The organism is Flavobacterium sp. CECT 9288 (assembly GCF_918731615.1).
GTDB lineage: Bacteria > Bacteroidota > Bacteroidia > Flavobacteriales > Flavobacteriaceae > Flavobacterium.
In genome coordinates, this window is sequence record NZ_OU957226.1 from 2,347,764 (window position 1) to 2,359,453 (window position 11,690).

The following is an 11,690-nucleotide window of genomic DNA, read 5'->3' on the forward strand; positions in this document are numbered from 1 at the left end:
GTAGACCCATAAAAAAAGCCAGATTTCATGTATTTGAAATCTGGCTTTTTTGTTACGATAAAACCAAAAAAAAGTTAATACACTTGCGAATTATTTTGAAACAGTTATTTGATTTTGTATCTAAATAGCTAGAAAGTTTTTCTTAATTTTACAGTCTTACAAAAGAAATTTTATGTCAACTTTACTTCCTTTTTTAATTATTTTTTTGGTTGCATTAGGTCTCGGAATTTTTCTGGGAAAACTCATTTATTCTGCTCGATTTCAGTCTGAAAAAATTGGATTAGAAGAAAAACTAATTGCATACACCAGCCAATTCAATCAACTTAAGGAGCAAGTTCAAGTAGACAAAGCAACTTTTGAAAAACAACTGGAGAGCGCCACAATTGCGAAAGAAGCAATTCGGAATGAAAAAGACAGTTTAGCGATTCAACTTTCAAAAAAAGAAGTAGATTTTGAAAATCTTTGGGAACGAAATAAAGAACAAAAGGAAGAGGTAGAAAAACTACAAGAAAAATTCACCAAGGAATTTGAAAATCTTGCCAATAAAATATTAGACGAAAAATCGAATAAATTTACGGAGCAGAACAAAGAAAACATGAAAAACATATTGTCTCCACTGCAAGATAAAATTCAGTTATTCGAAAAGAAAGTAGAAGATACACATAAAGAAAGTATTGATTATCATGCCGCTTTACGCCAACAAATTCTGGGCTTACGCGAGATGAATATTCAAATGAGCAAAGAAACAATTAACCTTACCAAAGCATTAAAAGGCGATAGCAAAATGCAAGGAAATTGGGGCGAATTAGTTTTAGAACGTGTACTAGAAAAGTCAGGCTTAGAGAAAGGTCGTGAGTATGAAGTACAACAAGCTTTTACAACCGAAGATGGAAACCGCGTTTTTCCTGACGTTGTTATTAATTTGCCGGATGGTAAAAAAATGATTGTCGACTCTAAAGTGTCCCTTACGGCTTACGAAAAATATATTAATGAAGAGGATGATGTAGCAAAAACTGGATTTTTACGCGAGCATGTCAATTCAATTAAACGTCATGTGGAGCAACTAGGAAACAAAAATTATCATGACCTATACCAAATGGAAAGTCCTGATTTTGTTCTACTTTTTATTCCGATAGAACCTGCCTTTGCTATGGCACTTAATGAGGACACCACACTGTACAACAAAGCATTCGAAAAAAACATAGTCATTGTCACTCCTGCCACTCTATTAGCTACTTTGAGAACGATAGACAGTATGTGGACCAATCAAAAGCAACAAGAAAATGCACTAGAAATTGCGAGACAAGCTGGTGCACTTTATGATAAATTTGAAGGATTTGTTGCCGATTTAATAAAAATTGGTAAAAAAATAGACGAAACTAAAACAGAATATTCAGGTGCCATGAACAAACTAGTTGATGGAAAAGGCAACTTAATTGTAAGTGTCGAAAAATTAAAAAAAATGGGAGCCAAAGCAAAAAAAGCACTTCCAGAAAGCATAATAAACAGAGCCGAAAAAGACGATAATCAATTACTAAACTAAATAAAATGAGAAAATTTTTAATGATAACTTTAGCGGTTATACTACTAGGTCTTGTATCCTATTTTACTTTTTTATACACTGCAACATATAGTGAAGGTGTGCGATCTGGTGAATTAATTAAAGTTAGTAATAAAGGAGTGGTTTTTAAAACTTGGGAAGGAGAAATCAGTCAAGGTATTTCTGGAGCGCAAATTTTCACCTTTTCTGTATTAGATAGCAATGACAAGGTTATAACTGACTTACAAGAGTTTGAAGGACAATACGTTCAAGTAAATTATGTAGAACGTTACCGTACTTTTCCGTGGTGGGGAGACACACGCTATTTTATAACTGATGTCAAAAAAGTAAACTCACCGTTCAAGATTAAATAAATGGATCGCATTTTTAAAACAGTAGCATCCTCAGACATTAGCATATCTGAGCTGATGCTACCTTCGCATACTAATTTTAGTGGTAAAATACATGGTGGATATATTTTATCACTTTTAGACCAGATTGCATTTGCTTGTGCCTCAAAATTTTCAGGAAATTATTGTGTAACTGCATCAGTTGATACCGTTAATTTCTTGAGCCCTATTGAAGTTGGCGAACTAGTGACTATGAAAGCCAGTGTAAACTATGTGGGCAAAAGTTCTATGATTATAGGAATTCGTGTTGAGGCAGAAAACATTCAAACTGGAAAAATAAAACATTGCAATTCTTCTTATTTTACTATGGTTGCCAAAAAAAATTCAGGGGAAAGCGTGATCGTTCCAGGTCTTATTTTATCGAATCAAAATGATTTGAGACGCTATTTTAACTGCGTTAAGCAAATTTCTCTAAAGAAAGAAAAAGACTTACACGAAGAAATTTTCGATTATAATTCTCCTTCTGCTATTGAAAGTCTATCACATGATAATGTAAAACTTGATTTTGAACCCTAACATTCATCAACAACACATAAACAAAAAAAATGTTAAAGGAATACTGTTATTTAGTTAAACAATTCCTCAAAGCTCCCTCCAAATTTTTAAATTGAAACTGAAAACCGGTCTGCTCTATTTTTTTAGAGGAGACTCTCCTACCCGTGAGTACAATTTTAGACATTTCGCCCATGACAAATTCTAGAACAAACGTGGGTACATTGGGCAACCAAATAGAATATCCGTAAACACATGCAAGCGTTTTTGAGAAAATAGTATTTGTAGTATTATCTTGTATGGCTGCATTGTAAGCACCATTCATATGATCTGTTTTTATGGCATGATAGTACATCATACACAAATCATCTACGTGAATCCAAGGCATATACTGTTTGCCAGTACCCAGTGCTGAGCCTAACCTCAACTTAAAAATAGTAGCAAGCTTATTCAAGACACCATCGTTCTTGCCTAATACGAGTCCAGTTCTTAATTTGACCGTTCTTATATTTCTATTTTCAATAAAATCTATCGCATCTTCCCATTTTTGACAGGTATAACCCAAAAAATCATTTGCAGGAATCATAGTTTCTTCACAAATTTCCTCCCCATTTACTGCTCCGTAAATCCCTACTGCCGATGCAGATATAAAGGCTTCTAGTTGCTTATTGTGCTTTTTAAGTGTGGTATATAATAATAAGGTAGATTGCTCTCTACTCTCTATTATGGCAGCTTTACGTTTTGCAGTCCATCTTTTCTCGGCAATGTTTTCACCAGCTAGATGTACAATATAGTCCGCACGCAAGACTGCTTGTTCATCAATAGTTTGATTTTCAACATCCCACTTGTAATAAAAAACCTCCTCTAAATTTGGTCTTAAAGTCCTAGTAAGGATAGATACCGAAAAACCTTTGGATAACAGCAAAGTCGTTAATTGCTTACCTATAAATCCTGTTCCGCCGCTAATTAATACGTTCTTTTTCATAATAGTGTAAAGCTAATGAATTTTAAAGATATAAAATTATAATAAATTTTGTTTAACTTTATTAATATATAGTTAAACATTTACTACCTTTATACCTTAATTAGAAATACACACTAAAATGGCTACCAAGAAAACAGCAATTACAAAAGATAAGATAGTTTCATTGTACATGGATTATGTACTAGAACACAGTGAAAAACCTAAGTCAGTATACAGTTTTAGCAAGTCTAATGATTTTACTGAAACAGAATTTTATGCGTACTTCGGGACAATAGAAAGTATCGAAAAAGAGATTTTCAAAATGTTTATAGAAAAAACAATTGAACTCTTACAAAAAAACAAAGAATACGAGATGTATGATATGAAAAGTAAAATGTTAAGTTTCTATTTTACTTTTTTTGAAATCCTTACTGCTAACAGGAGTTATGTAGTTTTAGTTTTAAAAGAACATAATGACCAACTTAAAAAATTAATGCAACTCTCTGGACTGAGAAATAGCTTTAAAAATTTCTTAACCGAAATTATCGCTGATGATTTTAGAACACAACAAGAGCGTTTACAAAACTTTCAAGAAAAAGCTTTTCAAGAAACGTCTTGGATACAACTTTTATTAACCCTAAAGTTCTGGCTTGATGATGCTAGTCCAGCATTTGAAAAAACAGATATCTATATTGAAAAGTCCGTCAAAGTGACTTTTGAGTTAATGAATATTGCTCCAATAGACAGTTTAATCGATTTTGGAAAATTTATTTTCAAAGAAAAAATATACAACAAGTAATGAAAACAATAGACTACATACCCACCTCAAAAATTGAGCGGGCAACTAAATTAGTACAAACAGGTGCAAAAGTTGGCGTAAACTACCTAAAATATTATGGTGGCAAAATGGTCAACTCTGATATGACTCGTGATCAATTGAATGAAGATAATGCAGAGGATATTTATGATGGGCTTAAAAGTTTAAAAGGAAGTGCACTTAAAGTAGCCCAAATGTTAAGCATGGATAAAAGTTTTTTACCACAAGCTTATGTTGAAAAATTCTCATTATCTCAGTTTTCAGTGCCGCCATTATCTGCTCCATTGGTTTTAAAGACATTCAAAACTAATTTTGGTAAAACACCTTATGAAATTTTTGATGAATTTAATGCTACCTCAGTAAATGCAGCTAGTATAGGACAGGTACACGTTGCCGAAAAAAACGGTAAAAAATTAGCGGTGAAAATTCAGTATCCTGGTGTAGCCAATAGTATTTCATCGGATTTGTCTATGGTAAAACCAATTGCCATAAGAATGTTTAACCTGCAAGGGAAAGATTCTGATAAATATTTCAAAGAAGTAGAAGATAAATTGATTGAGGAAACCAATTATTTATTGGAACTAAAACAAAGCCAAGAAGTAGTTGAGGCCTGCCAAAAAATTGAAAATTTAGTTTTCCCGAGTTACTATCCAGAGTTTTCATCAGAGAAAATCATAACCATGGATTGGATGACCGGAAAACACTTATCTGAGTTCACAAAAATAAACTCAGATCAAGTAGCAGCTGACAAAATAGGTCAAGCTTTATGGGATTTTTACATGTACCAAATTCATATTCTGAAAAAAGTACACGCAGATCCACATCCAGGAAACTTCTTGGTAGATGAAAACAACAATCTTGTAGCACTCGATTTTGGATGCATGAAAAAAATTCCTACGGAATTCTACATCCCTTATTTTGAGCTTATTGACAAAAAGGTCATAAATGATCCTAAATTATTTAACGCTAAATTGTTTGAACTTGAAATTTTAAGAACCGATGATACCGCTGAGGAAATCGCTTATTTTACAACCATGTTTCATGATTTGTTATCCTTATTCACTCAGCCATTTCAAGCATCAACATTTGATTTTTCTGATGTAACATTTTTTGACAATATAGCTGCATTAGGAGAGCGTTTTTCTAAGGATACAAACTTAAGAAAGATGAATGGCAACAGAGGTTCTAAGCATTTTATATACATGAATAGAACTTTTTTCGGGTTGTACAATTTAATGTTTGACTTAAAGGCTACAATAGTTGTCAATGAGTTTGAAAAATACAAATAGTGAAAAAAGAGCATTTACCCTCAAAAATGTGCCCAGTTTGCAACAGGCCCTTTAACTGGAGGAAAAAATGGGAAAAAGTTTGGGAAGAAGTAAAATATTGTAGTGAAAAATGCAAAAGAAACAAAAAGGTTTAGTTTGGTTTAGAAATGATTTGAGAGTTCAGGATAATGAATCACTTACAAGCGCAATTAATATTAATGAAAATGTAATTGCCATCTATTTTTTTGATCCAAGACAGTTTGAAGAAACACAATTTGGATTTAAAAAAACAGAAAAATTTAGAGCCAAATTTTTAATTGAATCTGTGGTTGCTTTGCGTAGAAATCTTGAAAAACTAAACATTTCATTATTAGTTTACCAACAAAAACCTGAGGATGTATTGCCTGAATTCATTAAGAAGAATGAAATTAATTCCCTTTACTTTCAAGAAGAATGGACTAGTGAGGAAAAGCAAATTGAGCAAAATATTAGAGAAAAAACAGAGGCTTCAGTAGAATTTAGAACTTCTTACAACCAATTTTTATTTCATCCTGATAGCATTCCGTTTGATATTGAATCGATACCAAATGTTTTTACACAATTTAGAAATAAATGCGAAAAATCAGCTCGAGTTAAATCATTATTTGTTTCTAAATCAAAATCAAAAGAAAACTTGGTTTCAAATGACACTAAGATTCCTACTCTACAAGACTTGGGTTTAGAAGATTTTGAATTAGATTCTAGAACTGCTTTTCCGTTTCGTGGAGGTGAAGATGCAGCTTTGTCTAGATTACAAAGTTATTTTTGGGATAGCGAAAAGTTAAGCGTTTATAAACTCACTCGCAATGGATTGATAGGCGCCGATTTTAGTTCGAAATTTTCACCTTGGTTAGCCAATGGTTCCATTTCGGCCAAAACTATTTATTGGGAAATCTTGCAATATGAAAAAGAGGTAGAAAAAAACGAATCTACATACTGGTTGTTTTTCGAGTTAATTTGGAGAGACTACTTTAAATATATTTCATTAAAAAACGGAGATAGTATCTTTAAAATAGGCGGCATTTTACATAGAGATTACGATTGGAAAAATAATAAATATGCAATTACTAAATGGATAAATGGAACTACCGAACAACCATTTGTAAATGCAAATATGATTGAACTAAAGGAAACGGGCTGGATGAGTAATCGAGGTAGGCAAAATGTAGCTACGTACTTTGCTAAAGAATTGTTACTGGACTGGCGTATTGGTGCTGCTTATTTTGAGTCTCTTTTACTTGATTATGATGTCCACAGCAATTATGGTAACTGGATGTATGTTTCTGGAGTGGGCAATGATCCTAGAGACCGAAAGTTCAACATCAAGTTACAAGCATCAAATTATGATGGACAATCAAAATTTCAAAACTTATGGTTGCAAAACAAACTATTCTAATGTAAATGAATACAAATAAAAAAAATATCAATGTAGTCTGGTTGAAAAGAGATCTTCGTTTACAAGATAACGAAGCTATTTTCAATGCAACAAATTCAGGAATTCCTACTTTATTGCTATATGTATTTGAAAAATCATTAAAAAATGACACTCATTATAGTACAAGACATTGGAATTTTATCAAACAATCCATTGTAGATTTAAACAAGCAACTAGAACAATCTAACACAAAAATATTAGCAGTTTCATCTGAAGTGATGCAGGTTTTTAATTTCTTAGAAGAAAATTATAAAATAAAAACCGTCTATTCACACCAAGAAACAGGAATAAAAATCACTTATGAACGTGACAAAACTTTCAAAAGATATTGTAAAAACAACTTTATCCATTGGGAAGAAAACATCAACAATGGTATTTTTAGAGGATTAAAAGACAGATCAAATTGGGTATCACAATGGGAAAAATACATGAATTTGCCATTATTCGTTTTTGATTTTGACCCAAAAAAATACGTTCCAATTGAGGAAATAATTGAGTTAGAGAAAACACTCGAAAAACAAGACTTAGACACTGTTCCTGATACCATTTTTCAAAAAGGAGGTACCACAATGGGTCGCAAGTATTTAGAAACCTTTTTTAATGAAAGGTATTTTAATTACGGTTCTCATATTTCTAAACCATTATTGGCAAGAAAAAGCTGCAGTAGGTTATCCCCTTATATTGCATGGGGAAATTTATCAACTCGTGAAGTATTGCAAAAAGCTGCTACTTTTAGATTACAATGTAGTGATCCTAAACAAATAGACTCATTTGTATCACGATTAACATGGCAAGCTCATTTTATTCAAAAGTTTGAAATGGAGGAAATCATGGAGTTTGAGAGTGTAAATAAAGGTTTTCATTCCTTGCAAAAGAAAGTAAATAACAATTACATCGAAGCTTGGAAAACAGGAACGACAGGTTTCCCGCTAATTGATGCGTGCATGAGATGTTTAAATGAAACTGGTTATTTAAATTTTAGAATGCGCGCCATGTTGGTTTCGTTTTTTACACATAATTTATGGCAACCATGGCAAGAAGCTACCCATCATTTATCTCAAATGTTTTTAGACTTTGAACCGGGGATTCATTTTCCGCAATTGCAAATGCAAGCAGGAGAAACAGGTATCAACATGCTACGCATTTATAACCCTATAAAAAACAGTTATGAACACGATCCAGAGGGAGAGTTTATAAGAAAATGGGTTCCTGAGTTGCAAAACATTCCGCGTAGCTTTATCCATGAGCCATATAAAATGACATATCTTGACCAAAAGTTTAATGATTTTGAAGTTGGTGTTGATTATCCAAAACCAATTGTAAACATGGAGAGAACTAGAAAATTTGCAAGTGATTTTTTATGGAAAATGAAAAAAAATCCGCTCGTAAAAGAAGAAAGCTCCCGAATCTTAAAATTGCATACTATGGCCGATATAGGCGATAGTGAAGCTTAGATTAAAAAAAGAATAATATAAAAACTTAGTATCGTGACTGTAAAAAAAGAACTTACTGATTTAGAAAAAGACCGCGTTATAGAAATGGCTTGGGAAGACCGAACTACGTTTGACGCTATTTTATTGCAATTTGGACTCAAAGAACAAGAAGTAATCAACTTGATGCGCGCCGAAATGAAACCATCAAGTTTTAAAATGTGGCGTGAAAGAGTGCAAGGAAGAAAAACAAAGCATGAAAAACTAAGAGATTTCAGAGAAGGAAGATTTAAATGCACTATGCAAAGACAAATCAACAACAACAAAATTTCTAAACGATAATTCACATTCAACTACAAAAATAAATTTTAATAACTGATTGATATTACACATGAAAAACATAGTAATCATTGGGGGAAGCAAAGGTATTGGTAGTGCTATACTATTACAACAATTAGAAAGCAATATCGTGTACAATATAAGTAGAAACGAGCCTGAAATCACACACCCCAACTTGAGACACTTTTCAATAAATGTTCTACAAGATGCTTTACCAGAAATAGAAAACGTAGACACTTTAATTTACTGTCCAGGTTCTATAAATCTTAAACCAATAGGAAGTTTAAGTATTGACGATTTTAGAAATGATTTTGAAATAAACGTCATTGGGGCCGTAAAAGCCATTCAAAAATACTTACCCGCTTTACGAAAAGGAACTAATCCGTCGATTGTTTTATTCAGTACGGTTGCTGTAAAACTAGGAATGCCGTTCCATGCGAGTATTGCAACGGCCAAAGCAGGTATTGAAGGGCTTGTAAAATCATTAGGAGCTGAATTAGCATCTGTGATTAGAATCAATGCCATTGCCCCTACAATTACCGAAACGACATTAGCAGCGGGAATATTAAGAAACGATCGAATGAAAGAAAACATGGTAGAACGCCACCCGATGAAAGGCTATTTAAAACCTGAAGAAGTTGCGAATATGGCAAATTTCTTAATTTCAGAGAACGCTAAATCCATATCCGGTCAGATATTCGAAATGGACTACGGCATCGTATCTTTTAAAATCTAAAAATAATTTACCCAAAATAAAAATTGAAACCCAGAATAGAATGATCAAAGAAATGAAAAGTTACGAAAAAATTGAACAATACGATACAGAGATTACAGAGGCTTTGGCAGATAATTATAAGATCATTATTGATGGTCTAGGTGAAGATGTGACTCGTGAAGGTCTAGAAAAAACACCGGAACGCGTTGCAAAAGCAATGCAATATTTAACGCATGGATATGGCTTAGATCCTTTAGAAATCCTAAAATCTGCTATGTTTACTGAAGATCACCAGCAAATGATTGTTGTAAAAGATATTGAAGTATACTCTATGTGTGAACACCACATGTTACCGTTTTTTGGGAAAGCACACGTTGCTTATATTCCAAACGGAAAAATTGTAGGTTTAAGTAAAATACCGAGAGTTGTTGATGCATTTGCTCGAAGAATGCAAGTGCAAGAACGATTGACAGACCAAATAAAAAACTGTATTCAAGAGGCCTTAAATCCGCTAGGAGTAGCAGTTGTCATTGAAGCACAACACATGTGCATGCAAATGCGTGGAATTCAAAAACAAAATTCTGTAACAACTACTTCTTCTTTTACAGGTGCTTTTGAAAAAGACAAAACCAGAAAAGAGTTTATCAGTTTGGTATCTAATAAACTAAGTTAATTGTATCTTTATATAAAATTACAGTTCTACCATAAATTCACAAAAGGAAATTACAAGATTTAAATATTGCGTAGTTTCCTTTTTTTGTTAACCTAATTCATAAAGCCATGAAAATTCTCTTAACTGGTGCCACAGGATACATAGGAAAAAGACTTTTACCCTTATTAGTAGAACAAGGTCATGAAGTAATATGTTGTGTACGAGATAAGAATAGGTTTTATTGTCCTATTGAATTTCAAAGTAAAATTACAGTAATTGAGGTTGATTTTCTTGACGAGCTTTCGGTTCAAAATATCCCTAATACTATAGATGTAGCGTATTATTTGATACACTCCATGTCAGGATCTGCCACAAACTATGACGAATTAGAAAGTTTATCAGCAAGAAACTTTGTTTCTAAGTTAAACCAAACTAGCGTGCAGCAAGTGATTTACTTAAGTGGTATTGTAAACGATCAAGCCTTGTCAAAGCACCTTTCTTCCCGAAAAAAAGTTGAAGATATTTTAACTACTGGAACTTTTGCTACCACTACCCTAAGGGCTGGAATTATAGTAGGATCTGGTAGTGCCTCATTTGATATTATAAGGGATTTAGTGAATAAACTACCCGTAATGATCACTCCAAAATGGCTCAATACAAGATGTCAACCCATAGCTATCACTGATGTGTTGGATATTTTAATGCGATCCTTATTGAATCCAAAAACGTTTGATCAAAGTTTTGATATTGGTGGGCCTGATATTTTAACGTATAAAGAGATGCTTTTAGGTTTTGCTGCAGCCAAAAATTTAAAAAGATGGATTTTCACAGTACCCGTAATGACTCCTAAGCTTTCCTCCTACTGGTTGTATTTTGTAACTTCAACATCCTACAGATTGGCATCGGCACTGGTAAGCAGTATGAAAGTGGAAGTGGTATGCAATGACAATAGAATTAATGACATTGTGCAAGTAAAACCTATGACGTACCAACAGGCATTAAAACGAGCTTTGATAAAAGTGGACGAAGATAAAGTAGCTTCCAGCTGGAAAGATTCTATGATTAGCGGGCGTTTCAACACGAATCTTTCTAATTATTTAAAAGTACCCAAAAAAGACTGCTTTATTGACCGCAGAAAAATGGAAATCATTGATCGGGAATTTACCATCAGTAGAATTTGGTCCATAGGAGGTGAAACGGGTTGGTATTATGGAGATTGGCTCTGGGATTTACGAGGTTTTATTGATAAATTATATGGTGGTGTAGGTTCCAGACGTGGACGAACCAACAGACATGAAATACATGCTGGTGATGCTCTTGATTTTTGGAGGGTTTTGTATGCCAATAAACAAGAGGGAAAACTTATCTTATTTGCCGAAATGAAACTTCCAGGCGAAGCTTGGCTCGAGTTTAAAATAATTGGAAATACCTTATATCAATCGGCAACTTTTAGACCTGATGGAATATGGGGTAAATTGTATTGGTACAGCGTTGTTCCTTTTCATGGATTTATATTCAAAGGAATGCTTCAAAAATTAATTTACTAATTCTGTCAAAAATCAAAAAAAATACGCGTTTAAAAACTTTAA

The 11,690-nt window shown here is 33.1% G+C and carries 13 protein-coding genes; 12 read left to right on the forward strand and 1 reads right to left on the reverse strand.

The window, feature by feature from the left end; translation table 11 throughout:
* Positions 1–172: 172 nt before the first annotated feature.
* Genes rmuC through LQ189_RS10375 form a run of 3 tightly spaced genes read left to right on the forward strand, consistent with a single transcriptional unit; the run spans position 173 to position 2,466 of the window.
* Positions 173–1,543, forward strand: coding sequence for a DNA recombination protein RmuC (gene rmuC / locus LQ189_RS10365; RefSeq protein ID WP_230156529.1), 1,371 nt, complete (start codon positions 173–175; stop codon positions 1,541–1,543).
* A gap of 5 nt (positions 1,544–1,548) precedes the next feature.
* Positions 1,549–1,914, forward strand: coding sequence for a 6-phosphogluconate dehydrogenase (locus tag LQ189_RS10370; RefSeq protein ID WP_086455386.1), 366 nt, complete (start codon positions 1,549–1,551; stop codon positions 1,912–1,914).
* Positions 1,915–2,466, forward strand: coding sequence for an acyl-CoA thioesterase (locus LQ189_RS10375; protein WP_230156531.1), 552 nt, complete (start codon positions 1,915–1,917; stop codon positions 2,464–2,466).
* A gap of 46 nt (positions 2,467–2,512) precedes the next feature.
* Here LQ189_RS10375 and LQ189_RS10380 read toward each other — a convergent pair whose 3' ends face one another.
* Positions 2,513–3,427, reverse strand: coding sequence for a TIGR01777 family oxidoreductase (locus LQ189_RS10380; protein ID WP_230156538.1), 915 nt, complete (start codon positions 3,425–3,427; stop codon positions 2,513–2,515).
* A 118-nt stretch (positions 3,428–3,545) separates the two neighbouring features.
* On the opposite strand from LQ189_RS10380, the gene LQ189_RS10385 reads away from it, so the two are divergent.
* The 9 genes from LQ189_RS10385 to LQ189_RS10425 all read left to right on the forward strand — a co-directional run bounded on the left by LQ189_RS10385 (position 3,546) and on the right by LQ189_RS10425 (position 11,648).
* Complete coding sequence (locus LQ189_RS10385; protein WP_230156540.1) at positions 3,546–4,205, forward strand: TetR family transcriptional regulator C-terminal domain-containing protein; 660 nt, start codon at positions 3,546–3,548, stop codon at positions 4,203–4,205.
* Positions 4,205–5,512, forward strand: coding sequence for an AarF/ABC1/UbiB kinase family protein (locus tag LQ189_RS10390; protein WP_230156543.1), 1,308 nt, complete (start codon positions 4,205–4,207; stop codon positions 5,510–5,512). The genes LQ189_RS10385 and LQ189_RS10390 overlap by 1 nt, the downstream gene beginning before the upstream one ends.
* Positions 5,512–5,646 carry a DUF2256 domain-containing protein gene (locus tag LQ189_RS10395; RefSeq protein WP_230156545.1) on the forward strand — a complete coding sequence of 45 codons (135 nt, stop codon included), beginning with the start codon at positions 5,512–5,514 and terminating at the stop codon, positions 5,644–5,646. Before LQ189_RS10390 ends, LQ189_RS10395 begins: the two co-directional genes overlap by 1 nt.
* Positions 5,622–6,926, forward strand: coding sequence for a DASH family cryptochrome (locus LQ189_RS10400; protein ID WP_230156547.1), 1,305 nt, complete (start codon positions 5,622–5,624; stop codon positions 6,924–6,926). The genes LQ189_RS10395 and LQ189_RS10400 overlap by 25 nt, the downstream gene beginning before the upstream one ends.
* A 5-nt stretch (positions 6,927–6,931) precedes the next feature.
* Positions 6,932–8,419, forward strand: coding sequence for a cryptochrome/deoxyribodipyrimidine photo-lyase family protein (locus tag LQ189_RS10405; protein ID WP_086453571.1), 1,488 nt, complete (start codon positions 6,932–6,934; stop codon positions 8,417–8,419).
* Between the two features lie 33 nt (positions 8,420–8,452).
* Positions 8,453–8,737: a TIGR03643 family protein gene (locus LQ189_RS10410; protein ID WP_254906649.1), complete on the forward strand. Its 285-nt coding sequence runs from the start codon at positions 8,453–8,455 to the stop codon at positions 8,735–8,737.
* A gap of 49 nt (positions 8,738–8,786) precedes the next feature.
* Positions 8,787–9,470, forward strand: a complete 684-nt coding sequence (locus LQ189_RS10415) for an SDR family NAD(P)-dependent oxidoreductase (RefSeq protein ID WP_230156549.1) — start codon at positions 8,787–8,789, stop codon at positions 9,468–9,470.
* 40 nt (positions 9,471–9,510) lie between these two features.
* Positions 9,511–10,122, forward strand: a complete 612-nt coding sequence (folE, locus tag LQ189_RS10420; RefSeq protein ID WP_230156551.1) for a GTP cyclohydrolase I FolE — start codon at positions 9,511–9,513, stop codon at positions 10,120–10,122.
* Positions 10,123–10,229: 107 nt separating this feature from the next.
* Positions 10,230–11,648, forward strand: a complete 1,419-nt coding sequence (locus tag LQ189_RS10425; RefSeq protein WP_230156553.1) for an SDR family oxidoreductase — start codon at positions 10,230–10,232, stop codon at positions 11,646–11,648.
* Positions 11,649–11,690 lie beyond the last annotated feature (42 nt).